We start from the raw sequence: 24,932 nt of genomic DNA on the forward strand, positions 1-24,932 counted from the left end.
GGCTTTGCTTGGTCAAATTTGCCCGTATATGCTAGCGACTGCAAATTTGACATCAAATTTAAGCCGCAGATCGTGAGTCAAATTTGATCAAATTTAATCCAAAACGCCGAATCTACCGCCTCTTAACCGCCGTAAATATAAAAAAGCAAACCGAAGCGATGAGGATGATACTAGCGCCGCTAGTGAGATTCGCCTCAAAGCTCAGCCACAGCCCGCTCACGCAAAACGCGGCCGAGATGAGCGCGGCGTTTAGCATCATCATGCCTAGGCGGCTTGATATCGCGCCCGCGATGTAGGGCGGGATCGTGAGCAGCGCGATAACGAGTATGAGTCCGACCGCGCGTATCGTCATCACGACGCTTAGCGCCATCATGCACGTTAGCGCGTAGTAGAGCAGCGTCGTGCGCACGCCGCGAAGACGCGCAAATTCCGCGTCAAAGCTAAGCGCCTCAAACTGGCGGTAAAATAGCGCGACGGACGCGAGTATGACGCAGTTTGCGACCGCCATGAAAATAAGATCGCCCTGCGGCACGGCCAAAATCGAGCCAAAAAGATAGCTCATCAAATCGACGTTGTAGCCCGGCGCTAGGTCGGTGAGGATGATGCCAAACGCCATGCCAAATGCCCACAGCGCGCCGATGACGGAGTCCATCTTGCTCTTGTCTTTGAGCGTGATCGTGGCGATGAGTAGCGCCAAAAATACGGAAAACAGGCTCGCTCCAAGCAGCGGCTCGAGTGAAAAATAAAACGCGATGCCAAGCCCGCCGTATGCGCCGTGAGCGATACCGCCCGCGATGAAAACCATGCGGTTTATGACCGTGAGCGTACCGATCACGCCGCAAGCGATGCTAACGAGGATGCCTGCCAGCAGGGCGTTTTGCATAAAATTTAAGCTAAGAGCTTCTAGCATTTGTTTCCTTTTTTACCTTTTTCGGCGCTTTTTGGTGTTACTCGCCGAGACCCGCACCTTTAAGGTGTCAAATTTGAATTAGTCAAATTTATCGTCGCGCATAAATTTAATTTTTCTTGTTAAGGGGGAAGGGGCTTGAATTGCGCTCTGCTTTGCAGTTGCGAAGCGTAGCTGAAGCAAAAGAGCTCCCTTTTGTATCCACCTTTCTATTTTCTTCGGGAGAGGAGGGGGTACTACTTACGAAGCGTCGCCCCTTCCTCTCCCAAGCCCTCTCCAACCCCACTGCACGTTCAAAGGGTGCGACCGCGCTGTCGCGCCGCACGTTTTTTAAATTTGCGTTTTTGTGGAGTGGGCCTCGGCGACTCAAATTTGCAAATTTGAACATAAAAAGTTAAGGCGAAGTATCGCGAGATGATTTTTCGAGTTTTGAAGCAAAATTGAGCGTGCGCTAGGTATATAGCCTACGGAGCGAAAATTTTGCGAAATCTCGGAAAAGCGCTCGCGAGACGAGCCGCAAATCCCCCTAACGATGTCCGCAGCCGCATTCTTTCAACGCCACCTCCACATCGCAAAAATGCCTATGCTCCCTCGCCAAATGCTCGATAAAATCCTGCTTGGAGCCGTGCGAGATCTCATGCATGAAAAGATCGTGATTGACGTAGGCGACCTTGGTAGCGAAATTTAGCGTCAAATTTACGTCGTGGCTGATGAGCACAACGCCCGTGCCGTCCTCATTTATCTGTTTTAGCAGCCTATAAACATCGGCTTGACCCTTCGTATCGATACTGGCGGTTGGTTCGTCTAGCATCAAAATTTTAGCCTTTGCACAAAGCGCGCGCGCGATATAGACGCGTTGGCGCTGTCCGCCGCTTAGATCGCCGATCTTTCGCCGCGTAAATTCGCCCATCCCGACGCGCTCCAGCGCCGCTTCGGCCTCTATCTTGTCGTCCTTACCGTAAAATCCAAACAGCTTTTTATCTATCCGCCCCATCAACACGACCTCGAGCACGCGCATCGGGAAGCTTTGATTTATCGGGATATTTTGCGGGACGTAGCCCACGGTCTTGCTCACGCTAGCAGGCTCCTGACCGAACACCTCGATCGTCCCGCCGCTTGGTTTATTTAGACCCAGCATCAGCTTTAAAAGCGTGCTTTTGCCCCCGCCGTTTGGGCCGATGATAGCTAGAAAATCTTTGCAGTCGTATTCTAAATTTATACCCTCAAACACGAGGTTTTCATCGTAGCCAAAGCTCAAATTTCGCACCGAAATGTCGCTCATAAAACGCTCACCTTACCCGAAATATAAAACATAAAAACGCCAAGCCCCAGCATCACCAAAAGCGCGGCAAACTCGCAGCAAGTCCGCAGCGCGCGAAATCTCATCGCGCCCTTTAGCTTAAAGCCGCAAACGGCCGCGAGAAATATCACTGCGCCCATGCCAAGGCCCATAAACACGCCGCTAGCAAGCCCGGCCGCGTAGCTGTTTAGGCTAAAAGCCAGCACGAAAACTAGCAGTGTGCCCGGACACGGCACTAGCGAACCTGCTAGCACCACCAGCCACTCGCTAGCGGTCTTTGGCGCCTCACTAGAGGCCCTACAGGCTGCGCAGCCGCACTCGCTCTCGTGGGCGATAGGGCTAAATTTGACGGAATTTACGCTCAAATTTGACGTGGAGTTTAAATTTGAGCCAAAAACTTTACTCACCTCGTTTGCGCCTTTTTCGTCCGAGACAGGTGCGGTGGCAAAGCTAAATTTAGGCTTTAGCGCCGTTTTTTTAAGCTTAGCGTAGATCATATAAAGGCTCACACAAACGATCGCTACGGCCGAAATTTTCGTCATCGCGCCCGCTATGTCGCTGACTTTGTTCGTCAAAAACGCGTTTAAAAAAACGTAGCTAAAAAGCACGAGCAAAAACGCTCCCGCCACGTGCGCGAATCCGACCTTCATCGCAAAAACTAGAGCGCGCGAGTAGCTGCCGCCGTTTGCGATGAAGTAGCTAGCCGTTAGCATCTTTGCATGACCGGGGCCAGCGGCGTGCAAAAATCCGTAAAAAAAGCTAACCGCAGCCAGCAGGGCGAAATTTAGCGCGTTTAGCTCGGCGCTATTTATCTTGATGAGCTCTTTTAGGCGCTCTAAAAACTGAAGGCTCATACCGGAAACCGAGTCAAATTTCGCCCTATCCTCGGCGTCGATTTGCTCTAAATTTTGCTTATTTTGCGCCTTAACCAGCGAGCTAAGCTCAGGCTTTGCAGGCTCTATTTTAGGCGCTTTTGAGGTCATCTCAAAAAATGCCGTGCTTAAATTTACGTTTGGCACGAGATAAATTTTATCCGTGAGCGCGTATGGCTGGGGCGAGTTTATTTTAAAGTTAAAAAATCCTTCGCGGTCAAAAACCTCGACCGTGACGACGCGGCCGTCCTTGACCGCCAAATTTAGCTCTAAAATATACTCGAAATTTAGCCTGCCCCCATCCAGATAAACCCGCTGCGAAAGCGTTTTGGCGTGCAAATTTACCGTCTCGCCCGCGCCGTCGTAGTAGCCCACGCTCGTTAGATACCCGCGCGGCACGATGTAGTCGAGCAGGGATTTTTGCACCTTCCACGCTTCGTTTTTGCTAAGCGCTTTATCGGCGTTTTCGTCGTAGCTTTGTAGTGTTAGTTCGGTGAAATTTTCAGAAAACGTCCAGGTTACGACGGCTGTTTTTATCATATCGCCCTGGACGTCAAATTTGACCGAGGCGTGCGCGGTCGGAGTGTAAAGCGAGCACAGAGCGCAGGCGTGCGCAAAGCTAAAAAAGGACGCAAAAAGCGCGAAAATAGCGAGTATGCGTCCAAATTTCATTTACAGGCTCTTTGCAAAAATTTGTGCCGTTTTGCGTAGCTCGGCGTCCCAATCAAGCGGCAGTTGATCGATCTCTACGACGCTAGCGCCGCTTTCTTTAGCGATGGTTTGCGCGGCTTTTTTAGAAAACTGCGGAGCGACGAAAATAACCTTCACGCCGTGCTCTTTGGCTTCCTCGATGAGCTCTTTTAGCTGGGCCGGTTTTGGCTCCTTGCCCTCCACTTCGATCGCGATTTGCTCCAGATCGTAGCGCTTAGCAAAGTAGGCCCAAGACGGGTGATATACGATAAATTCGCGGTTTTTGACGTTTGCTAGAGTGCTTTTGATAAAGCCGTCAAGCTCACCCAGCTGGGCTTCAAATTTAGCCAAATTCGCTTCGAAAAGCGCCTTGTTTTCAGGATATTTTTCGCTTAGCGCGGCGGCGATATTTTTAGCTTGGATTTTTACGGAAACGGGATCTAGCCAGATGTGTGGGTCAAATTCGCCGTGGTGATGCTCGTGATCGTGGTGATCGCGACCGGCATGCTCGTGTTTATGCTCGTGGTGGGCGTGTTCGTGCTTGGCGTCATGGTGATGATCGTGGTCCGCGTGCTCGTGGTGACCTTCAAATTTGATCTTTTCCACGCCCGCATCGGTTTTTACGATTTTAAGGTTTGGATATGATTTTTGAAATTTCGGCAACCAAGCCTCCTCAAACTCGATCCCGATAGCAAAATAAAGATCGCTTTTTTCAAGCGCGGTCATTTGTTTGGGTTTTGGTTCGTACGTATGCGGATCGGCTCCCTTGCCTACCATGACGTTTACCTCGACCGCGTCGCCCGCGATTTGCTTGACGAAATACTCCTGCGGCAAAATACTGACGCTAACTTGTCCTTTGGCGTATAGCGCGACTAAGCCCAAACATAAAAACGCGAAAATTTTTCTCATTTTTATCCTTTCCGTGTTAAAATTTGGGCGAAATTATATCAAAAGCAACTTAGTTGCAAATTAATTTTGCTCAGGGTATAATACCCTAAAATTCTTAACGCGGAGGAAAAATATGAGCGAAAATTTGGAAGAAAAAGCCGGTTTTGAGGAGCTTTTAACGAAAAATGATATCAAAATCACTCCACTTAGACTTGAGATCTTGCACATTTTACGCGCCGCCGCCGCACCGCTTAGCTATGATGAGATTTTGGCTCATATGGGCGCGAACAAAACCACGTTTTACCGCTGTATGGACCTTTTTGAAGCTAAGGGCATCGTGCTAAAAAGCGAAAATAACCGCAAAAATTTCTACGAACTTGAAAGCGGGGCAAAGGCGTATTTCGTCTGCGACGTCTGCCATAAGATGACTAATATCGACATGCCGCGCCTAAAACAAAATCACGTCAAAAGCGTCGTAGTTAAGGGCGTTTGCGACGACTGCTTTTAAAATTTACTCTTAAATTTGGCGATAAATTCCGAACTCAAATTTGCTTTACCGGCATTAAATTTAAAAAACGGCTTCCGAAAAAATTTCGCCGCAAATTTATAAAAAGCGATTGCTACGTCAAATTTAAAAATCAAATTTGACGCGGGTGATTTAAAACTAATCCTCGTAAAGCTTTGCGATCTCCGGCGGTATAGCGATCGGACGACCGCGCGCGAGATCATAAAATACGTAAGTCGTCACCGCGCTAGCAACCGGCGCTCCGTCTTTACTAAACTCGTAAAAACGCTTCGAGCAGCTTCTTTTTTCGGGCTGCGTCCAGGTTTTCACGCGCACCTTATCGCCCAAAAATAGCTGCCCGAGGTAGTCGATCTCGTGTCTGCGCACCATCCACGTGCGGTTTTGCGCGAGATTTGTCTCGATGAGATCACCCACGGCGTTTGAGTGCGCGTTTGCCGCTTCTTGCATCCAGATGACGTAGTGAGCGTTGTTTGCGTGATGATTCACGTCGATGGCGTCCTCGCCCACGATAAATTCGTAATAAAAAATTTTCATTTTCACTCCTAAAAACGCTAAAATTGTAGCAAAAATTTAAAGGCAAACAAAATGAAAGAGATGTGGGACAAAAAGGCGGCGAGCTATACGAGATTTACGGGCGAGCCTAGCGAATTTCAGAGGGGGCTTTACGCTAAAATCGAGGAGTTTGGCGTCAAATTTGAGGGCAAAAGCGTCGTGGATATCGGCTGCGGCACGGGCGTGCATACGCTGCTTTTAGCGCAAATTTGCCGCGAGATAACCGGCATGGATATCTCAGGCGAAATGCTAAAAGTCATGCTCGAAGACGCGGCTAAATTTAATATTTCAAATTTAACCGCCGTGCAAAGCGATTTTAAAAACTTTAATCCAAACCGCGTCTACGACGTGGCTTTTAGCACGATGAGTCCTGCGATCGCGGACGAAGAGGATTTTGTCAAATTTATAAATTTAGGCGAAAAAAGGGTCTATCTTTGGTGGAACAAACCGCGAAATTCAAGCGTTTTGGAGCTTTTTTACGAAGGCTCGCAGAGAGGGTGCTTTAAAGAAAAGGCAAATTTTTTCGAAGAGTACTTGCGCCGAGAAAATATCATTTTTAACTCCTGCGTGCTTGAAGAGTCTCGCGAACAAAAACGCACGCTTGAAGAGATGACGCAAAACGCGCTTTGGCATTTAGAAATAGCAAATTTTGCGCACGAGGAAAACGCGGTCAGATCGCGGCTAGAAAGCATCGCACAGGACGGCTACGTGACGGAAAAAATCGTCTCTTCAATGAAGCTTTTAGTTTTTTAAGATATAATCGCTTTATTTATTTAAAATTTAAAAAGGATTTTAGTTGCCGCGAGCGTTTTTGCAGATATTTTCGTGCGTTTTATGCTTCTTTTGCGTTCAAGCTTTCGCCGCTTCACACGTTTTATCTCCGGTCACCCAGCCCAAATTTGACGAACAAAAAGCCAGATTGGGCAAGGAGCTGTTTTTTGATGCGTCGATAAGTCCGAGCGGCACGCTGTCTTGCGAGAGATGCCACAGCCTTTACTGGGATTTAAGCGGCACGAGCAAAAAAAACGTAAAAATTTCCGCCGACGAGGAGATTAGCCCGCCAACTGCTCTAAACTCGGCATTAAATTTTATCTTTTTTAAAAACGGCGAGGTTAAGGATCTGGCTGGGCAGGTCAGACAGAGTCTAACGAGTAAAAATGAACTTGCCAGCGAGCCGAAATTTTTAATCCAGAAGATAAATCAAAACTCCGTTTATAGGAAAAAATTTGAAGAGCTTTACAAAAACGGGGTGAGCTTTGACAACATCGTCGACGCGTTGGTAAATTTTGAAAAAGCCCTCGTCACGCCAAACGCTAAATTCGACAAATTTATCAGCGGCGACGAGAGCGTTTTCGACGATGAGGAAAAGCGCGGATTTGAGCTATTTAAAAAAATCGGCTGCATAAACTGTCACAGCGGCGCGAATATGGGCGCAAACCTCTACTACGAGCTAAGGTTTCACGCAGATGGCAACAAAACCGGCCGCTACAAAGTGCCTAGCCTGCGAAACATCGAAAAAACCGCGCCGTACTTTTATGGCGGCGAGGTTATGGATCTAAAAGACACGATTAAAGACGTTGGCAAAATGCTTTTAAACTACGATCTAAGCGAGGAGCAGACACACGAGCTTTATAAATTTTTGCTGACTTTAAGCGGCGAAAAACCGGAAATTTTAAAATGAAACACAAGATAATCTTTCATAAAATTTTGTTTTTTACTATCGTTTGTATCGTATTTTTCGGTACCGTGATGACCTATAAGGCCACCAAAGACCTAGTAACTGCTTATGAGTGGAAAGGCACGATAGAAAGCGTAATGGACGCTAACGACGAGGCAAATTTCTTGCTCGAAAAAAGCCTTCTAGAGGCCGACTACGACGCGATCATGCGCCATACGGCTGAGTTTCAAAAGGCTCTAAAAAAGCTTGATTCAAGTAACCTGATCTCCTTTGAAAAGCTAGCGTTAAACGAAAAAACTTTTAGCGAGCTAGAGGAAGCGGTTGAAAAAAGAGTCGAGCTAACGGATAAATTTAACTCCGTTACGATAATGGCAAAGCTCGTTTATAACGAAATAATCTTAAAATTCGAGGCTTTAGACGGGCTGTATTTTAACGAGCTGATGTCGCAAATTTTGATGTTTAGATACGACTTAAACACTGATCTAGCGGCACCCAAAAAGCTTTTAAACGAGTATTTAAAGAACCCAAAACTAACTAAAAACGACGCAGATTTTTTATCGAGCGCACAAAAACTGATCGGCCACTACGAGCAGGCGCAAAAGCTTTACCGCGATATAATTTCGCTTGAAATTTACAATAAACTATCCGACCTCAAAGAAAGTAGCGAGCGCTACATACAAAACGTCTTATCGAATTTACGTAGGACGATGGCGCTAGTATTTGTGTTGTTTGGGCTTGCGTCGATATTTGTTTATATTTCTTATGCTAGAGCTAGAAACAATATCAGACTACTAAACCGTTTCGAGCAAGCCGTCGATAATAGCTTTAACGCCATAACCTTTACCGACCTAGATAGAAAGGTCAAATACGTAAATAAAATTTTCGAGCAAAATTTCGGATATAAATTTGAGGAACTAAAAGATCAAAATATAAACATCATAAAGTCCCATCAGCACTCAAACGAATTTTATCAAGATATGCTAAAAACGATAGAATCGGATCAAATTTGGCGAGCCGACGAGCTAATAAGCAGAACAAAAAGCGGCGAACTCATATACGAGCAGGTTATTTTCTCTCCGCTTTTTAACGAAAGCGGCGACAAAGACGGCTACATGTCGATCAAATTTGATAAAACCAAAGAGATCGCGATGACAAAAGAGCTCGAAAACAAAAACAAAGAGCTGAAAAACGAAGCGCTAAAAGACAAGCTAACGGGGCTTGGTAGTTATTTTGCTCTGACGCAAAGGATGGAGCAGGGCTCGGGCGGCATGATCATCTATATAAACATTAACAACTTTATGGATTTTCGGTTTTTTTATAAAACAAAGACCGTGGACGCCATCATTGCTTCATTTGCGACGACGCTTCAGCTTTGTATCGACACTTATAAGATTGACGCGAACATTTATAGAGTGCAGTTTGATGAGTTTTGTATCTGGTACGGCGGTGACGATGCAGAGCGGGTCGTACGTAAATTTATCGATTATTTTAAGGCAAATAATCTCTATATCACGGTTGAGGGGGCACGCGAGTTTATCCCTAATATCAAAATAACCATCGGCGTTAGCCTGCCTCAAGACACTCCGCAAACAAACCGCCTAACTCAAGCCATGCTAGCTCACCACGAAGCTAAGCAAAACGGCGAAACGGTGCAGTTTTACACCGAAAACAGCCACATAGAGCAGCAGTATTACCACAACCAAATCATGTCGCGCACCATCGAAAACGCGCTATATAACGATACCGTGATCGTCGAGTGTCAGCCGATCTACGACGTATCTGGTGAAACGGCGCGGGTCAAATACTACGAAGTGCTCGTGCGCCTCATCGACGAAAACGGCAAGATCCGCTATCCGGGCGAGTTTTTGGACATAGCAAAGAAAATTTCGCTTTATAACGATATCACGAAAAAGGTCATCGAGCACGTATTTAGGCTAGTTGAGAAGTTTACGAATACAAGCTTTTCTATGAACCTTTCTAGCAGCGATATCGCAAACGAAAGCATAAGGGATCTCATCGAGAAAAAGCTACGCGTCTGCTCAAGGCCTGAGCACGTGTATTTTGAGATATTAGAGAGCGAGGGCGTGGATGATTATAAGATCGTAAATGACTTCATCAACAAGATCCGCGCCTACGACTGCAAAATTTCGATCGATGATTTCGGTAGCGGCTACTCAAACTACTACCGCATCCTAGAGCTTGATATCGACACGATCAAGATCGATGGCTCGATCATCAAAAAGCTACCTTACGACAAAAATGCTAGGTATCTACTGCAAACTATCATCGACTTTGCCGGAAGACAGGGCTACAACGTCGTGGCGGAGTTTGTTAGCTCAGAGGAGATCCTCGCCGAGATAAAGAAATTTGGCATCAAATACGCGCAAGGGTTTTTGCTGGGCAAGCCGACCTCGCCTAGCAATATCGAGGAGTAAAACGCGCGGTGGCTTTGAGCCGTTAAATTTAGCTCGTCTTAGTCAAATTTGCCCGCTCAAATTTGACTAATCCTGTATCCAGACCGCCAAAAATCCGAGCAAAAATATAACCAAAAATAATCCCGCCTGAAAATAGAAATTCTTTTTTAAATTTTCGTTTATCAAAGCGCAAAGCTCGGAAATAAAGATGTATAGCTCGCTCACGCATATCCTTTGGGCGCAAATTTTACGTCAAATTTGCCGCCCTCGCAGAGTCAAATTTGAGTGAGCCATTAAAAAGCGGCTCAAATTTAGCTTGGATTATAAATTTGAGCTTGGCTCGTCTTTAAATTTCCTTCTAACAAAAGTGGCGCAAACCACAAACGAAACTGCCGTCAAAGCGTAAAATATATAGCTAGAAATAGGATTTGCGCGGGTCTCGCCCTCTTTTAGCTTTTTAACCGAAACGGCGTTTCTAAACATATCAAACATCGCGATGCGCCAGCCATAGTATTTGATCTGCGCCCTGCCTTCGCCCACTAGACTCTGGGCTGCGGCTTGGACGTCGGCGGAGTTAAATTTAAAATAAAGCGACAAGCCCCAGCCCGTGTCTTCGTTGCGATACGGCATCACCTTCGTGCCGTTTAGCTCCCGCGTGTAGATGAAGTACACGTCGCGCGTCGGGCCGTCGGCCGGGTTTTGCGCGTCGATGAAGCCGTCTTTGTCCATGCGCTTGACCTCGCCGCCCGTGATGATCGCCTCGTCGTAGTGCGGGAAAGCGTAGTTTATCGCCGTAAATACCAAGGCATGCAGAGCAAACAGAAAGCTAATTATGAAAATTCGGAGGTATTTTTTAAATTTTTGCATTTTCGTCCTTTGGGGCGAATTGTACAAGATAGAAGTTTAGAAGAAGCTAAGCCCCTAAAGCAGGGGCTTAGGCGGATTAGGCTTTGGCCTTGCAGCCGCAGCTTCCCGCGATAAATTTAAGAATCTGGATAAAGAAGCAAACGCCGCCGATAATGAAGATCGTATCGCCGATCATCCTTAGCCAGCGTAAATTTTGCAAGTGATCCATCTGCAAAAACTCTGCGCTTCTAGCGTACCACATGCCAACGTCTATCGCGGCGACGGCTTGATAAAGACCGATCGGGAGCAGCGACGCTAAAATCATTAGCATTAGACCCGCATTTAGCGACCAAAAGCCCACTTTCATAAGCTTGTCGTTAAATTCTTGCCCTTTGAAAAGGTAAAGCGCCACGAGCCAAACAAAGCCCAAAGCCAAAAATCCGTAAACGCCAAACAGCGCCGCGTGTCCGTGCACCGAGGTGGTGTTTAGACCCTGGATGTAGAACAAAAATAGCGGCGGGTTGATAAGGAAGCCAAACACGCCCGCGCCCAGCATATTCCAAAACGCCACCGCTATAAAGCAGTAAAGCGGCCATTTGAGATTTTTCGCCCAGCTTTGCGCGAACTGAAGCGAATACTGATGAAACGCCTCGGCTCCAAGAAGCACCAAAGGCACGACCTCAAGCGCGGAAAAGCTAGCGCCCACAGCCATGATCGGAGTGGTCGTTCCCGCAAAATAAAGGTGGTGGAAAGTGCCAGGGATACCGCCAATCAAAAACAAGCTAGCGCTTGCCAAGGTCGAATAGGTCGCGAATTTTTTGCCAACTAAGCCTAAAGATGCGAACACGAACGCAAGAGAAGCGGTCGCAAACACCTCGAAAAAGCCCTCGACCCAAAGGTGAACGACCCACCAGCGCCAGTATTCCATCACCGGTAGCGGGCTTCTTTGACCGTAAAATAGCCCCGCGCCGTAGAAAAGTCCCACCGCGATAGCAGAAGCCGTAAAGATAGCTAGCAGGTTTTTATCGCCATCAGCCTTAAATCCACCGACGAATCCACGAAGCACAAGCGCCATCCAGATAACAAGACCGACAAACAAAATAAGCTGCCAAACTCTGCCAAGCTCGATATACTCGTATCCTTGGTGACCAAGCCAAAAGCTCAGGCTAGTATCCATCTTGCCCGCTATCGCCATGTATTCGCCGATAAAGCTGCCCACGACTAGGAAAAGTAGTGCGTAAAATAGCAAATCAACGCCTAGTTTTTGAAATTTAGGATCCTTGCCGCCGTTGATGATAGGCGCTAGGAAAAGTCCGGCTGCCAAAAAGCCCGTCGCGATCCAGAAAATGCTCGCCTGGATGTGCCAAGTGCGCGCCAAAGAGTACGGGATGTACTGGGATAAATTTATGCCGTAAAACTCCTGCCCCTCGACTGTGTAGTGCGCCACGAAGCCGCCTATCATGATCTGGAAAACAAAAAGAGCTAGCGCTACAAAAAGGTATTTGCCAAGCGCCTTTTGAGACGGGGTCAAATTTAGCCTTGAGAGCGGATCGGCGTCGATAGGAGCGAGTTTCTCGTGATCTTTTTCTCCGTAGAAATTTGAAAACCAAACTAGTAAGCCAACGCCCGCAACCAAAATCGTAACGCTGATAATCGTCCAAAATACGTTTTCTTTCGTCGGAACGTTGTCGATTAGCGGCTCGTGCGGCCAGTTGTTCGTGTACGTAGCCTCGCTATTTGGGCGATTCGTCGCCGTAGCCCAGGTCGCCCAGAAGAAGAAATCATTTAGCTGCTCGCGGTTTTCCTCTTTGGCTAACGTGTTGTTTTTCATCGCGTAGTTTTCGCGTAGTTTTTGGTATTTCGGATCGTTGCCAAAAAGCCCGTTATACTCGTCGCGTACTACCTTTGCTGCGGCGATCCTCTCGTCGCTGATCGTTATAACGCCGTTTTTTAGCGTATTCGTGCGATATTCGCTCTTTGTTAGAGCCTTGATGTTGGCTTGTTGCTCGGCGCTTAGAGCGTCAAATTTGGCTCCGTAAAGCTGATTTGCCTTTATATCCATAAACGCGACTAGCTCTTTATGTAGCCAATCAGCCGTCCAGTCAGGCGCTTGATACGCTCCGTGTCCCCACACCGAGCCCACCTGCATACCGCCGATGCTTTGCCAGGCCTCTTGGCCTTTATAAATTTGCTCTTGCTCGACTATTATTTTGCCGTTTTTATCGGCAAAACTCACTACCGGCGGCGCTTCGCGATAAACCTCTACGCCGTAATAGCCCAGTATCCCGAAGGCGATAGTAACGACTGCTACCAGCGCCCACCAATACTTCTTGTATTCACGCATACTTTGTCTCCTTTTGAAAAATTCGTATAAAGTTTATCCAAAATAAATTTGCACAAAAATGATGTATATCAATAAAAGGATAAAATCTGTCCTTAAAATATTGCTTATTTTAAAAATGTATAATTACGAAAATATATTTTGGGGGATTTTATGCTTAAATTCGAGATTGTTTATAAATTTTGCCTCATTTGCACGCTGATTTTGGGGCTTAGTTTGCTCGCGTTTTCGGGGGTAAATTTCGCGCTCGGAGAGTATGGCGAATTTTGGATGGGCGCACATAAATTTGCGGGCTTTTTGGTTGCGCTTGCAGCCGTTTTACACGTGATAAATCGCAAGAAAAAGCTCATCAAACTCGCAAATGAATTTACAGACGTCATCACTCGTCGCAAAAATCCTAGCATGTGCAACATGGACCGCATCATCGCCTCGCTCGAGCCCTATACGATCGCTGAAATCTCGCAAAAACTAGGCTTTGATGAGGCCGAGTTTTGCCGCACATTACGCGAAAACGGCGTCAAATTTAATGGAGCAAATCAAACCTTGCGCCAAATTTCTTTTTTAAACGACGAAAAGATATTTTTCGTGCTAGTTCTCATCGTCGAGGCAAAATTTGGCAAAAGATTTTGCGGCGAACTCAAATTTAAAGGCGCTAAATTTAATGGCGGCATAAAAGCAGCGTGAGCTCGGCGCAAGCGACACGGAGGCTAAATTCATATTTTTGAAAGGGCTCAAATTTTAAAAATAACCGCAATTTTAATCATAACTTTTAACGTTTTACTTTTTGGCGGGATTGTTTGGACGATATTTTGGCGAAATCCTAGCAAGCTTAGCCCGCGTCAGCTCGCTGCAATAGGCGAATCAAGCGCGATAAAAAGACTTTCCGTACGGCCATTTTTACTTTGGTTGGAGCGGTTTTTCATCTCGCGTGAAAGCCTTTGGTTTGATCAAAATTACATCTATGTTTTTAGAGGGCAGGAACTCGCGTCTAGGTATAAATTTGAGCAAATTACAGCGCTTGAGAGTACGAAAATATGGATAAATAGCGCTAGAATTTGGCGGATTTGTTTTGCGGACGAGTTTGAGAAAGACGGCACGAGCGAGTATAAATTTGCGCCAGCGGCTTCGATTTTTACTCCAAATTTTAAAGAGTTCTTGCAAATTTTGCACGAGAAAAATAAGGATACGATCAAAACGAAACCGAGATTTTGGGAGACCGTTTAACCGTAAATTTGGAACTTGCGTTAAATCGTGCTCTTTGAACCGATACAAAAAGATAAAATGCGGTCGTTTTGATAAAAAATAAAATATAAAACGCTCCGGCGCGTAAGTGTATTGATTTAACAAAACGGGCTTAATATAGGACTAAAAATTTAGCGATAATTTTTAAATTTTATCTATATCTATAACCTTGTCAAAAATAAATTTAAGCTCCTCTTGGTGTGTGATAGCTAGTACGCTAAGGTGCGTAAAGTCGCGCTTCAGGGCGGTTAAAAGCTCTTTTGCCAGCACGCTATCAAGCGCCGAAGTTGCCTCGTCAAGCAGTAAAAATGCGGGCCGCGCAAAATAAACCCTAGTAAATGCAAGCCTTTGTGCTTCGCCGCCGCTTAAAATCTTGCCCCAATCTTTAACTTCGTCTAGTTCGCGGATAAATTTCTCTAGCCGCACTCGTCGTAAAATTCCTTCAAAATCGGCATCGGCGCCTTGCAAATCGCTAGGATACGCGATAAGCCGCCTTAGACTCATGCGCGCTAAAAACGGCTTTTGCGGCACGACCATCGTCCCGCACGGCAAGCAAACATCGCCCGAGCCGTGATCCCAGATGCCCACGATATACCTAAATACGCTGCTTTTGCCCGTTCCGCTAGCTCCGCGTAGCAGCACCCATTCGCCGCTTTTTATGCTCAAATTTAGCCCGCAAACTAACCTTTCGCCGCTCGGGGTAAAAATTTGTAAATTTTTACACCTCAGCTCGTTTGCTTCGGCGTTTTCGTCAAATTTAACGCTCTTAAATTTATCCTGCGCCAAATTTGCCGCCGTTACCTGGGCAGGTTTGTTGACGTCGTCAAGATCGCTGTTATGCTCTCTAAATTTAGCGTCAAATTTGACCTTAGAGTCCGCTGCCTGCGCGATCTCGATGAATTTATACACGCGCTCCACGCTCGCAGCCCACTCCATGATCTGCCTATAGTAGTCCATAAACCACGCAAAGCCGTCCTGCACGCTGTAAAACGCCGAGCGCGCCCGCATCATATCGCCAAACGTCATCGCGTGCGCGAAATAAAGCGGCAAACAGGCGAAGATGGGGATTAGATTCGTGATTTTTAAGTAGCTAGCCGAAAAGCACTCTAGGCGAAACTCGGTGTTCATGATGACGCGCCAGTTGCGCACTACCTCGCTAAAGCTTGTTCTAAAGCGCGTTTTTTCAGCGCACGCACCCTTCATCAGCGCGACGGCTTCGGCGTTTTCGCGAGTGATTAGTAGATTTGCGCGGTAGTCGGCCTCGACCTGCTGTTTTTCGTAGTTTAGGCGCTTTAGACTGCGGCCGATTAGGTGCGTGATTAGCGAGCTAAAAAGTGTATAAACGAGCGCGATGTAGACCAAAAAGCCCTCCAGCGCAAACTCGTGTCCAAACGCGCTAAAGCGCAGTACTTTTGACGCCTCCCAGAGGATAAAGGCGAAAGCAAAAAGCTTGGAGAGGTTGTAAACCATGGATTTTATTAGATTTACGCTTTTATCGGCGAGTAGGAGGCTGTCCTCGGCGATACGCTGGTCCGGGTTATCAAAGCCCGTGGCGCCGGACAAGCGGTAAAAATTTGCGTTTTTTAGCCATAGATTTTCCATCTCTTCGCTTAGACTTTCGCGCCACGAGATCACAAGCAGCTTTTTAAACCAGTTTCCGATCACGATAAATAGCACGATAATCGCGGTATAGACAAGAAACTCGCCCACAAGCGGGAGCATGAGATCTTTTTGAAATTTCTCGATCGCGTCGTAAAATTTTTTATCCCATGCGTTCATGAGCGTCGCGACCTTGACGATGGCTAGGCTAGCTCCCAGCGTCACGGCCAGCATCGCCCACGCCGCTAGTGAGCGCTTGCCCGTCCAAAACCAGCCTGCGATGATGAAAAACTTCTTTAAAATTTGCAAATTTAGCCTTTTTTTAATTTTATGTTCGCCTGCCTTGCTTGACGGTGCATTATGACTTTTGCGCAGAAATTTATCTTTCAAATTTTACCGCAAATTTAATCGCGCTTTACGGACGAGTAAATTCGTATCCCGCAAGCCGAGAAAGGTTAAATTTGAGCAAATTTAGCTCCGTAAATAAGTAAAACAAATTTACGCTAGAGGCTCGTATTTATAAATTTTACGAGCCTAGCTAAGTCCGAAAAGCAGGTGCGCAATAGCCTGATTAGTATGCGTAATTAAACGTCACCATAAAGTTCCTAGGCTCGCCGTAGAAGTTATTTTGTCCGGCCACGCGGTTATTTTGATTGATAAAATACTTCTCGTCGGTTATGTTTTTGACGGATAAATTTACGTTAAAGTGCTTGTCGTAATAATACGCGATATTCGCATCCCATAGCGCGTAGGCCTTTTGGTCCGGAATGTCGTTAGCCGGATAATACGCGCCGGTCGTGATATTGTATCTTGAGTACATGTTGTTGGTCTTGGTCTGATAGCGTACGCCCGTGCCAAAGACTAGCTTTTGCTGCGCGACTAGAGGCAGCTCGTAGCTTGTGTAGACCTTGACAATATGTTTTGGTATCCAAGGCTTTGCATTTGCGCCTTTGCGGTAGTCGACACTTGTAGGATTGTGCGTTTCGTCTTTCATGTATTCGCTTTTATTATACGTATATCCGCCGAAAATTTTCCACCTATCGGTGATCGCGCCGTTTGCTTCGATATCAAGGCCGCGGCTTCGTACTTTACCCTCGGCTACGCTTCTGTTTTTATTCGTGGCGACGTAGTACTCGTAGTCTTGTATCGCGCGATTTTCTTGTTCGATCTGAAACAGCGCTACGGTCGTGTTTAGCGCGCCGTCAAAAAACTCGGACTTTAGACCGATCTCGGCGTTGTAGCCCACGATAGGCTTCAGTATCTCGTCATTTCTATCTGTAGCAGTTTGGGGCTTATATATCTCGGTGTAGCTGGCGTACAGCGAGTGATCTCTGGCAAAATCCCACGTAAGGCCGATATACGGCGTTAGTTTGTGCTTTTTGACCTCTTGTGTGACCGTATGCGTGCCTCGGCGGTAGTTGTCGGTAGTGCTATTTCTCTTTAACCACGAGTATCTAGCGCCAAGGAGTAAATGCCAGTCGTCGCTAAAGTTATACCTAGTGCCGATCGTAAACATCTGTTGGTAAATTTTAGTGTTATAGTGTAGATTGTAGCAGTTGGTACCCAGCGCGCAAAGAGCCGTCATATCTCCCCAGTTTGGTTCGTTATTTATGAGGCCTTTGTTGAAGGTATTATAGGTGAGATTTGCCGCGCCCGTAAATACGTCTCTGTCGTGCTGCGTGAAGGTCTCGCGAGACATCGTAATGCTGGTGAAAAAGTCGTGATTTTGACCAAATAAATCATAGTTTGCGTCGATACCGGTTTTAAAGCTAAATTCTTTACTTGCGTTGTCGTATCTATCGTAGCCGATATATCTGGTAATCGGATCGCGATTTACTCCGTGCCAGCCGCCGAATTTGAGAGTGCTCTTGCTATCGGTATAGTTAAATTTGGCATAAGCCTTGATGCTGTCGTTAAAATAGTGCTCAAGATCTAAAAATAGGTTATATTTTTCGTAGATCGCACGACTCCAGTCTGATATAAAGGTCGTTTTGCGGTTTAAATTTAACTCCTCGCCGTTCTTGCCGACCACGGGTACACCAAACGGATCGTAGACGCCTCTACTTTTTTGGTAGATTATCCCGGCAAGCGCGTTCGTGGAGTCGCCTATATCGGTTTCTATCATCGCAGAGACTGCGCCTCTTTTGTTACCTTTTATATCCCTAAACGACCCATCCTTGCCAAGAGCGCCGATTACTCTGCCTCGGACTGAGCCGTCGGAGTTTAGCCCGCCCGTCACGTCTGCTACGCTACGGTATGTATCCCAGCTGCCTATACCTAGGGATAAATTTGCTCCGAACGTCTTTTGCGGACGCTTTCTGGCCAAATTTATCGTACCGCCGGGCTCGCCGTTACTCTGCGTCAAACCCGCCACGCCGCAAAGTACCTCCACGCGGTCATAAAACGCCATGTCGGTATGCTCTTTGGACTGGCCGTAGAGCCCCTGCGCAGCAAGCGCAGTGGTGGACTGCATGCCGTCTTCTTGGATGTTATCGATGTTAAAGCCTCTAGACATCGGTAGATTCATGCCAAACCTGCTCGTAGTCGTAATGCCCGGCGCATAGCTTAGCGCCTTATCTACGTCGTTTAAATTTAGATCTTTAACGAGCTGATCGGGGATAATGGTGACGGTCTGTGGCGTTTCGCGGATAGTTAAATCAAGCCCCGTCGCAGTGTTCATGTTTTGCGTCGTATATGAGCCCGTACCCTCGGTGGCCGAGATGTCTGTTTTGCCGTAGGCGGTCACCTCGCCGAGGTTTGCATCGACTGCGTAAAGCGAGCAAGCAAGGCACATAGATAAACCCACAAATTTGCATTGAGCGTTCAAAATTTTCTCCTTAATATTGATAATGATTAGGCAAATTATATATCAAAATATTTAAGAAAAAATAAAGAGCAAACAAGTGCTAAATAAGAGAAAACAGGGGTTAAATTTGAGCGGATAAATTTAGTATTTTGGGTTAAGCGATATAAATTTGAATCAAATTTAAAATTCAGCGAGCGCCCTATTAATCCGCTCGCTATTTAAAAGAATTAAGCGCCTATGATAATGTGGCTAGCTTTGATTATAGCAGTTACTTCATCACCTGTTTTTAGAGCTAGGTTTTTAGCAGACTCGTTAGTGATGATAGCGCTTAGCTTATCGCCGCCAGCTATCTCGATATCTACTTCAGCGTTTACCGCACCCTCCACTACTTTTACTACCTTACCTTTTAGTTGGTTAGTAGCGCTTAGTTTTAGACCGTTCTCGCCTTTAGCTACTATGATAGAAGAAGCTTTAAATAGATAAACTACCTTTTTGCCTGCTGCTAGATCTAGAGCCTTTTGGCTATCTACGGTTACGGTTGCTTTTACTGTCTCTCCGCCTTGCAATTTTGCTACCACTAGAGAGTTTACCGCCCCCTCTCTTACCTCTGTGATTTGTGCTGACAGTTGATTTCTTGCGCTAAACATTGTGTTTTCCTTTGTGATTAAATTTGATTTCGTATTAAAATCTGAGCGAATATTAACAACTTAAACTTTTATAAAACTTAAAAAACGAATATGCAAAATTCTAACTTTGTCACTAAAATATTCTACATTAACGATTATCGGAATTTTAGGTATTTTGATAAATGAAGTAGAAAAATTTAATTTCGTAAATTGAAATTCGGGGCAAATGGGTTTTGGTGATGATAGAATTAAAATTTAGGCTAAAATAACAAAAAAGGAGGCAAAAATGCAAACTCAAAAAGATAAAGTCGCCGTCGACATCAGTCAAATTCCGCAAGAGATTTTAAAAAGCTACGATAGGTGGCGTTTTTTCAAGTATCTTTTTGCGGGTATTTTTATGAGTTTTATCGTTTTTCTTTTATCGCTTTGGAATGTAGACCACACGCATCCGTATTCGCTTTTTGCATTCGGGATGGCGCTTTTTGTATCGGCTTTGATCTCACTTGTTTGCTTGAGTGCGCTTAGGCATAAGCGATACAGCGTGTTTTTGTTTAGCGACGAGGGCAAAGCTTTTAGCCTGATAAGCGCTGAAACTATCGCACTTTTTCTCATCACGGTTAGCGTAATAGCGCTGTATTTTCAGATAAAATCAGGTGCTGGTCCTGATGGCTCGCTTATGATTTTTACCATCATAATGACGCCCGTTGCAATAATAGCCCACAATGCCAACGACGAATTTGCCGCCGATGAAACCGTATATCTGCCGCAAAGAGTACTAAAATCGCAAGAGAAAATCAGCGAAGTAGTCGCAGACGAGACGACTAATGGGCAAAATTTAAGCCAAGTGCAAGCCAATCAAAGCGACGCAACCGAATTTGAGCCGAAATTTGAGGGCGCGAGCCATGAAACCGAGCCAAGCCAAAGCGACGAGGAGGCCGAAGCGCTAGAATACGGCAAAGCTCTAGCTCAAATCCCCGAAAATTTAAAGCGCAGATATCAGATTCATCTTTTAGTTAGATTTGCCTTCGTGAGCTTTGCGGCGATGGCTTTTTTGATTATATCTTCAAACCCCGACAAGGGATTATCTGGAGCGTTCATATTTAGCGCCATTTGCGTAGGCGCATTTTTTGTTTCAGGACGCAGATATAGCAAACTTTTCGTCGAAAATCCCGAAAAAAGCAATACGATTTTCGCGATAGAAAATTTTGCGATCATGACGCTGGTTTTGTATTATCCAGTGGGTTCGTTGTTTTTGGAAGGCAAGGCTGTTCATAGTAGTGATGCAGCAGCGACTTTTGTTTATTTGTATTTGCCGCTGATACCGATACTGTTGATAACGATCGTTGTTTGTTTGGCTCGTAACTTAAGCTTTTATAAGGAAATAAAAGAGTGAAATTTAAAAACGGCGAGGTTAAACTCGATGTTTAAATTTGTAAATAATGTAGAGTAGGGTGGCTAAATTAACCGCCCCGAATTTAATCAAATTTGAGCCCTAAGCCGCGTCAAATTTGCCATGTAAAGCAGATCAGATAGGTAGGACGCGGATATTTGGGCTGAGGTTTTCTTGCAATACGTTTTCGATCGCGTATAGTGTGCCAGTCGCACCGCTCGCGCAGCCGCTACAAGCACCCATATATCTTATATAGACGTCAAATTTACCCTCGGCGTCTTTTTGCAAATCGAGGATTTCCATATTACCGCCGTCCATCATCAGCATCGGGCGAACATCTCTATCTATGACGCTCTCGATGGCCTTTAGCTGGCCCACGACGGTCATATTTTCAAAGCTCACGTCGTCAAATTTGCCTGAAACCTGCGCGTCGATGATGGCTTGCTTTTTCTCCTGTTCCATCTCGGCTCTGGTGTCTGCGAGGATGTCCACGAGATAATACTCGCGCTTTTCGTGTCCGCCCGGGCGCACGCAGGATTTGCAAAAGGCGCCTGCTTTGGTGTATTGCGTGATCTCCTCGACCGTGTGTAGGTCGTTTAGGCGGATGACCTCTTTGATCGTGCCTAGGCTCACGCGCGCGCACTCGCACACGATGATCTCGTCCTCGAAATGCTCAGGATCCACGCCCTTATACTGCGCCGCGGCGGCCTTGATAACGTCGTAGGCCATGACCGAACAGTGCATCTTTTGTGGCGGGACGGCTGGGACGTCTGGGGTGTCGCGCATGGCTTTTTCTACGTCGATGTTGGTGATTTTGACCGCTTCATCCACGGTCTTGCCGATGCAAAGCTCGGCCATCGTATCTGAGCTAGCCACCGCCGTACCGCAGCCAAAGCTTTTAAATTTAGCGTCCATGATGCGGTCGGTTTTCTCGTCCACGAGCCAGTATAGCCTCACCGCGTCACCGCAGCTCTCTGCGCCAAAGTCCGCCACGATGAGCTTGCCGCCTCTTGCTTTTGCCTCATCCTGCGTTATCTCGCCCATAAATTTCGGGTTGTTCATGCGGTCTTGGACGTTTTGGGAGTATTCGTCCCAGATGGAGCCGCCGATTAGATTATTTTTTGCCATTTTATTTCCTTTTTAGAGGCGTTGTCTCGCGAGCGTCTTTGAATGAGCTTGCAAAAATATCGCTGCGGCAACCTATTTGGTTAGCCTTGCTCATTTTTGCTTCACAACATTCAAATCCATCTCGCGATACTGCCGCCCGCTTCCTTTTAAATTTAACTCAAATTTGGGCTTATAAAGCTCAAATTTCAATTAAATTTAATCTTAAATTTGAACACAAAACATTCAGGCGAAGTATTTTATAGAAACATTTTGCTTCGCAAAAACGCTACGCTTGTTTTGAGATGATTTTTGGGGTTGTACAGGTAAAATTTAGCGTAGGCTGGACAAGTAGTCCGCCGAGCTAAATTTTAGCAAGCTCCGCAAAAAGCGCTCAAAAGACAAGCCGTTACTTGCCGTTAGGGTTGTAAGCGTACGTGCTTGATATGCTTCTTAACCTCACCACCGCCTTTTTGATATGCTCTATCGCATAGTCGATCTCTTCTTCGGTATTAAACCTCGACAGCGACAGCCTCAGCGCCGTATGTGCCAGATCGCTGCTAGCGCCGATGGCTTCCATTATCGGGTTGCTCTCTAGGGTCTCGGACGCGCACGCCGAGCCCGTGGATGCCGCGATACCGGCCTGATTTAGATCCCACAGCATCGCCTCGCCCTCGACGCCTTTTATGGCGGCTAGGATGGTGTTTGGTAGCCTGTGAGCGCGATCTCCCACGACCGAGACGTCGGGTAGCTGTAGCAGCGCGTCCTCGAGCTTGTCGCGCAGGCGTCTAACGTGCAGATTTTCAAACTCGATTAGCTTGTTACTGTTTTCCAGTGCTTGCGCCATGCCGACGATACCTGCGACATCGAGCGTCCCGCTGCGCCTGCCGCCCATGTGCTCGCCGCCGTGAAGCAGGCTCGTTAGCTTTTGCGAATCCTTGATGTATAGGCCGCCTACACCCTTTGGCCCGTGAAATTTATGCGCCGAAAAGCTCATAAAGTCCACGCCCATCTCGCGCACGTTTATCTTGATCTTGCCGACGGTTTGCGTCGCGTCGGTGTGAAATAGCGCGCCGTACTCGTGGGCGATCGCCGCACACTCTTTTATCGGGAAAATCGTGCCCGTTTCGTTATTTGCCCACATGATGCTAACGAGTGCGGTTTTGTCGTCGATGAGCTTTCTTAGGTCGTTTGGATCGAGCAGACCGTTTTCGTTGACTGGCACGCGGCTCACGCGAACGCCGTATTTTTTGAGAAACTCAAAGGTCGCCGAGATCGCCGGATGCTCGACGGCGCTAATTATGACGTGATCTTTGTCTTTATTTAATATATGATCGAAAAATACGCCTTTAGCCACCCAGTTGTTGCTCTCGGTGGCGCAGCTTGTTACCACGATATCGTCGTTATCGCTTGCGTTTATGCCCGCATAGAGCTGATCCATCGCGCGGCGAAGCGCCGGGTGCGTCTCGGAGCCAAATCTATGAAGCGAGTTTGGGTTGCCGTATTTTTCGCAAAAAAACGGCCTCATAAGCTCGAAAGCTTCGGGATCGACCATTGTCGTGGCATTGTTGTCTAGATATACTCTCACGCTTGACCTTTATCAATTAGGATATATTTTATCCCTTTTATTTTCGCGAGGATAATATAACAATTTTTATAAATTTTTGATTAAAATTTTAGCTTAGTTTTTTCAAATTTAGCCGGTTTTTGATAGAGTTTATATATTGAAATTCCTTATCAAATGAGCAAAACGTCGCCATTTCAGTCAAATTTGATATAAAAAGATAAAATATATCCTAAACTTAGTTTGATTTCTTAAGGTTTTAGAAAATTTAAAAATTAAAATTTTTGCATTTTGGATGAAAATCGGCAAAATAAATCCAAATTTGACGCGGCGCAAAGGCAAATTTAAAGTTACAATTTGTGGTTTTTCAGGCGAAATGGTATAAAATTTAGATATAAAAACTCTTAAAAGAATTTTAAAAATTATTGCTTGGGTTATAGGCGGCGCTTGCGTGGTTTTTGTGCTACTTGTATATTTAATCCTAACCTCGCTTTTTTCGGTCGATACGCCCGAGGGTTGCGATCCTGGTATGCCCACTAGCGCGTGCGACTATATCGATGAAAAATTTGAAAAAGAACTGCAAAATTTGCCTCCGGTTGCCACTCTGCCTCCCCTAGAAAAAAGACCCGTATTTTGGCTTGGAAAAGGCAGATTTGCAAAAGGCATAAAATTTGACCATTTATATGTTAAAAACGAAACCGGAGTCTGGCTTAGATATAAAGACGAGAGGAAAGAAGACCTTTTTTTGCAAAAAGATATGCCGGGCGCTACTATGGATACGACGAGATCGACCGCTCGCCAGATGAGATGTGGGTAAGAAGAGAACTTAAATATTATGAATACGGCATCTACGATATTTCTCTTTTTGAAAACGAAGCCAAGATATTTTCTCAAACGGCGTATAAGGTCGTGAGAAAATTTATCGGTTTCTTTAATCTACACTCTATGAGAGGCACCTCTTTTGCAGCTCCGCAAGGCACCGAGGAAAATTTAAATGCCATAAGAGGGCTTCAAATCTCGCTTGAAAGCTTTCCTAAAAATCCTAATGAGCCTTGGCTTGTTCGTCCTGATAAGCTTGAGGCAAGAGGCTATAGCGGAGATAAAATAGCAAAAAAGCTCGCTCGCAATACCTTTGAGATTAAGGGGGAAGAACGGCAACAAACCGTGCGCGTAAATAGCCTCGCTAAAGATACAAAAGTCGTTTGCGGGGATGAAATTTGCCTCGCGCTTGCCTTTGATGAGAGTAAAGTCAATGGCTACGATAACGGTGCTGCGTCCACGACGATTTACACACTAAATTTAAAACAAAAATTTAGAGATTTTTATATGCTTCCTAGTAAAAATTTCAAATACGCCAAAATAAGCGACAAATTTACCCTAGACGACGTAAAATCCTTTGAAATAATATTGTCGAAATTTAGAGATTTGGGTGGGCTTGACAAAGGAAGCGAGTACATAGACTACGAGGTTATCTTACGAAATAGCGAGGGTGAGCAGGTCAATGAAATTTGCAGAAACCAAACCGAGAAAGTCGGCAACCGAACGCAGTAAATCAAGGCTCGCGCCGCTAACTTGAGACAAAGGCGG

At 46.0% G+C, this 24,932-nt stretch carries 22 protein-coding genes; 9 read left to right on the top strand and 13 right to left on the bottom strand.

Features of this window, described 5'->3' with window-relative positions:
- Positions 1 to 112 precede the first annotated feature (112 nt).
- From CSHOW_RS00570 to CSHOW_RS00585, 4 genes are all read right to left on the bottom strand, one after another.
- A complete protein-coding gene (locus tag CSHOW_RS00570) occupies positions 113 to 910 on the bottom strand; it encodes a metal ABC transporter permease (RefSeq protein WP_002949471.1) in 798 nt (265 codons plus the stop codon).
- 523 nt (positions 911 to 1,433) lie between these two features.
- Positions 1,434 to 2,189: a metal ABC transporter ATP-binding protein gene (locus CSHOW_RS00575; protein ID WP_002949467.1), complete on the bottom strand. Its 756-nt coding sequence runs from the start codon at positions 2,187 to 2,189 to the stop codon at positions 1,434 to 1,436.
- Positions 2,186 to 3,751 carry a nickel/cobalt transporter gene (locus CSHOW_RS00580; protein ID WP_002949464.1) on the bottom strand — a complete coding sequence of 522 codons (1,566 nt, stop codon included), beginning with the start codon at positions 3,749 to 3,751 and terminating at the stop codon, positions 2,186 to 2,188. Before CSHOW_RS00580 ends, CSHOW_RS00575 begins: the two co-directional genes overlap by 4 nt.
- Positions 3,752 to 4,678 carry a metal ABC transporter solute-binding protein, Zn/Mn family gene (locus CSHOW_RS00585; RefSeq protein ID WP_002949462.1) on the bottom strand — a complete coding sequence of 309 codons (927 nt, stop codon included), beginning with the start codon at positions 4,676 to 4,678 and terminating at the stop codon, positions 3,752 to 3,754.
- A gap of 112 nt (positions 4,679 to 4,790) precedes the next feature.
- Here CSHOW_RS00585 and CSHOW_RS00590 point away from each other — a divergent pair, with 112 nt between their 5' ends.
- Entirely contained in the window at positions 4,791 to 5,165 is a 375-nt protein-coding gene (locus CSHOW_RS00590; protein ID WP_002949457.1) for a Fur family transcriptional regulator, read from the top strand.
- Between the two features lie 156 nt (positions 5,166 to 5,321).
- Here the strand turns inward: CSHOW_RS00590 and CSHOW_RS00595 are convergent, their stop codons facing one another.
- Positions 5,322 to 5,717 carry an acyl-CoA thioesterase gene (locus tag CSHOW_RS00595; protein WP_002949453.1) on the bottom strand — a complete coding sequence of 132 codons (396 nt, stop codon included), beginning with the start codon at positions 5,715 to 5,717 and terminating at the stop codon, positions 5,322 to 5,324.
- A 51-nt stretch (positions 5,718 to 5,768) separates the two neighbouring features.
- On the opposite strand from CSHOW_RS00595, the gene CSHOW_RS00600 reads away from it, so the two are divergent.
- The 3 genes from CSHOW_RS00600 to CSHOW_RS00610 are packed head-to-tail and all read left to right on the top strand — an operon-like array spanning position 5,769 to position 9,848.
- Positions 5,769 to 6,488, top strand: coding sequence for a class I SAM-dependent methyltransferase (locus tag CSHOW_RS00600; RefSeq protein ID WP_002949452.1), 720 nt, complete (start codon positions 5,769 to 5,771; stop codon positions 6,486 to 6,488).
- A 43-nt stretch (positions 6,489 to 6,531) separates the two neighbouring features.
- Entirely contained in the window at positions 6,532 to 7,416 is an 885-nt protein-coding gene (locus CSHOW_RS00605) for a cytochrome-c peroxidase (protein ID WP_002949449.1), read from the top strand.
- Positions 7,413 to 9,848 (top strand): EAL domain-containing protein, encoded by a 2,436-nt coding sequence (locus tag CSHOW_RS00610; protein WP_002949446.1) that lies wholly within the window; start codon positions 7,413 to 7,415, stop codon positions 9,846 to 9,848. The genes CSHOW_RS00605 and CSHOW_RS00610 overlap by 4 nt, the downstream gene beginning before the upstream one ends.
- A gap of 66 nt (positions 9,849 to 9,914) precedes the next feature.
- On the opposite strand, the gene CSHOW_RS00615 is transcribed toward CSHOW_RS00610, so the two are convergent.
- The 3 genes from CSHOW_RS00615 to CSHOW_RS00625 form a co-directional block, all read right to left on the bottom strand.
- Positions 9,915 to 10,052, bottom strand: coding sequence for a hypothetical protein (locus CSHOW_RS00615; protein WP_002949443.1), 138 nt, complete (start codon positions 10,050 to 10,052; stop codon positions 9,915 to 9,917).
- 96 nt (positions 10,053 to 10,148) lie between these two features.
- Positions 10,149 to 10,694, bottom strand: coding sequence for a DUF1523 family protein (locus CSHOW_RS00620; protein ID WP_002949442.1), 546 nt, complete (start codon positions 10,692 to 10,694; stop codon positions 10,149 to 10,151).
- A gap of 76 nt (positions 10,695 to 10,770) precedes the next feature.
- Positions 10,771 to 13,017, bottom strand: coding sequence for a nitric-oxide reductase large subunit (locus tag CSHOW_RS00625; RefSeq protein ID WP_002949440.1), 2,247 nt, complete (start codon positions 13,015 to 13,017; stop codon positions 10,771 to 10,773).
- A 150-nt stretch (positions 13,018 to 13,167) separates the two neighbouring features.
- Between CSHOW_RS00625 and CSHOW_RS00630 the strand changes: the two genes are divergently transcribed.
- Entirely contained in the window at positions 13,168 to 13,698 is a 531-nt protein-coding gene (locus tag CSHOW_RS00630; RefSeq protein WP_039895399.1) for a chemotaxis protein, read from the top strand.
- Between the two features lie 222 nt (positions 13,699 to 13,920).
- Positions 13,921 to 14,238, top strand: a complete 318-nt coding sequence (locus tag CSHOW_RS10330) for a hypothetical protein (protein WP_002949437.1) — start codon at positions 13,921 to 13,923, stop codon at positions 14,236 to 14,238.
- A gap of 162 nt (positions 14,239 to 14,400) precedes the next feature.
- Here the strand turns inward: CSHOW_RS10330 and CSHOW_RS00640 are convergent, their stop codons facing one another.
- The 3 genes from CSHOW_RS00640 to CSHOW_RS00650 all read right to left on the bottom strand — a co-directional run bounded on the left by CSHOW_RS00640 (position 14,401) and on the right by CSHOW_RS00650 (position 19,308).
- Positions 14,401 to 16,164, bottom strand: coding sequence for an ABC transporter ATP-binding protein/permease (locus tag CSHOW_RS00640; RefSeq protein WP_039895420.1), 1,764 nt, complete (start codon positions 16,162 to 16,164; stop codon positions 14,401 to 14,403).
- 262 nt (positions 16,165 to 16,426) lie between these two features.
- Positions 16,427 to 18,682, bottom strand: a complete 2,256-nt coding sequence (locus tag CSHOW_RS00645; protein ID WP_002949434.1) for a TonB-dependent siderophore receptor — start codon at positions 18,680 to 18,682, stop codon at positions 16,427 to 16,429.
- A 206-nt stretch (positions 18,683 to 18,888) separates the two neighbouring features.
- Positions 18,889 to 19,308, bottom strand: coding sequence for a TOBE domain-containing protein (locus tag CSHOW_RS00650; protein ID WP_039895398.1), 420 nt, complete (start codon positions 19,306 to 19,308; stop codon positions 18,889 to 18,891).
- A 265-nt stretch (positions 19,309 to 19,573) separates the two neighbouring features.
- Between CSHOW_RS00650 and CSHOW_RS00655 the strand changes: the two genes are divergently transcribed.
- Positions 19,574 to 20,680, top strand: coding sequence for a hypothetical protein (locus CSHOW_RS00655; RefSeq protein ID WP_002949430.1), 1,107 nt, complete (start codon positions 19,574 to 19,576; stop codon positions 20,678 to 20,680).
- A gap of 132 nt (positions 20,681 to 20,812) precedes the next feature.
- Here the strand turns inward: CSHOW_RS00655 and CSHOW_RS00660 are convergent, their stop codons facing one another.
- Positions 20,813 to 21,805 carry an iron-sulfur cluster assembly scaffold protein NifU gene (locus CSHOW_RS00660; protein WP_002949428.1) on the bottom strand — a complete coding sequence of 331 codons (993 nt, stop codon included), beginning with the start codon at positions 21,803 to 21,805 and terminating at the stop codon, positions 20,813 to 20,815.
- Positions 21,806 to 22,190: 385 nt separating this feature from the next.
- Positions 22,191 to 23,369 carry a NifS family cysteine desulfurase gene (locus CSHOW_RS00665; protein WP_039895395.1) on the bottom strand — a complete coding sequence of 393 codons (1,179 nt, stop codon included), beginning with the start codon at positions 23,367 to 23,369 and terminating at the stop codon, positions 22,191 to 22,193.
- Positions 23,370 to 23,796: 427 nt separating this feature from the next.
- On the opposite strand from CSHOW_RS00665, the gene CSHOW_RS00670 reads away from it, so the two are divergent.
- Together CSHOW_RS00670 and CSHOW_RS00675 are read left to right on the top strand one after the other, a co-directional pair.
- Positions 23,797 to 24,162 (top strand): hypothetical protein, encoded by a 366-nt coding sequence (locus CSHOW_RS00670; protein ID WP_002949422.1) that lies wholly within the window; start codon positions 23,797 to 23,799, stop codon positions 24,160 to 24,162.
- Entirely contained in the window at positions 24,153 to 24,896 is a 744-nt protein-coding gene (locus CSHOW_RS00675; protein WP_002949419.1) for a hypothetical protein, read from the top strand. Before CSHOW_RS00670 ends, CSHOW_RS00675 begins: the two co-directional genes overlap by 10 nt.
- The last annotated feature ends 36 nt before the right edge of the window (positions 24,897 to 24,932 follow it).

The sequence above is a fragment of the Campylobacter showae genome (assembly GCF_004803815.1).
GTDB lineage: Bacteria > Campylobacterota > Campylobacteria > Campylobacterales > Campylobacteraceae > Campylobacter_A > Campylobacter_A showae.

What these genes read in the sequence shown, in the direction of transcription:
- CSHOW_RS00570 (WP_002949471.1), bottom strand. Translation starts at nt 910, where the DNA reads ATGCTAGAAGCTCTTAGCTTAAATTTTATGCAAAACGCCCTGCTGGCA.
- CSHOW_RS00575 (WP_002949467.1), bottom strand. Translation starts at nt 2,189, where the DNA reads ATGAGCGACATTTCGGTGCGAAATTTGAGCTTTGGCTACGATGAAAAC.
- CSHOW_RS00580 (WP_002949464.1), bottom strand. Translation starts at nt 3,751, where the DNA reads ATGAAATTTGGACGCATACTCGCTATTTTCGCGCTTTTTGCGTCCTTT.
- CSHOW_RS00585 (WP_002949462.1), bottom strand. Translation starts at nt 4,678, where the DNA reads ATGAGAAAAATTTTCGCGTTTTTATGTTTGGGCTTAGTCGCGCTATAC.
- CSHOW_RS00590 (WP_002949457.1), top strand. Translation starts at nt 4,791, where the DNA reads ATGAGCGAAAATTTGGAAGAAAAAGCCGGTTTTGAGGAGCTTTTAACG.
- CSHOW_RS00595 (WP_002949453.1), bottom strand. Translation starts at nt 5,717, where the DNA reads ATGAAAATTTTTTATTACGAATTTATCGTGGGCGAGGACGCCATCGAC.
- CSHOW_RS00600 (WP_002949452.1), top strand. Translation starts at nt 5,769, where the DNA reads ATGAAAGAGATGTGGGACAAAAAGGCGGCGAGCTATACGAGATTTACG.
- CSHOW_RS00610 (WP_002949446.1), top strand. Translation starts at nt 7,413, where the DNA reads ATGAAACACAAGATAATCTTTCATAAAATTTTGTTTTTTACTATCGTT.
- CSHOW_RS00620 (WP_002949442.1), bottom strand. Translation starts at nt 10,694, where the DNA reads ATGCAAAAATTTAAAAAATACCTCCGAATTTTCATAATTAGCTTTCTG.
- CSHOW_RS00625 (WP_002949440.1), bottom strand. Translation starts at nt 13,017, where the DNA reads ATGCGTGAATACAAGAAGTATTGGTGGGCGCTGGTAGCAGTCGTTACT.
- CSHOW_RS00630 (WP_039895399.1), top strand. Translation starts at nt 13,168, where the DNA reads ATGCTTAAATTCGAGATTGTTTATAAATTTTGCCTCATTTGCACGCTG.
- CSHOW_RS00650 (WP_039895398.1), bottom strand. Translation starts at nt 19,308, where the DNA reads ATGTTTAGCGCAAGAAATCAACTGTCAGCACAAATCACAGAGGTAAGA.
- CSHOW_RS00655 (WP_002949430.1), top strand. Translation starts at nt 19,574, where the DNA reads ATGCAAACTCAAAAAGATAAAGTCGCCGTCGACATCAGTCAAATTCCG.
- CSHOW_RS00660 (WP_002949428.1), bottom strand. Translation starts at nt 21,805, where the DNA reads ATGGCAAAAAATAATCTAATCGGCGGCTCCATCTGGGACGAATACTCC.
- CSHOW_RS00675 (WP_002949419.1), top strand. Translation starts at nt 24,153, where the DNA reads ATGTGGGTAAGAAGAGAACTTAAATATTATGAATACGGCATCTACGAT.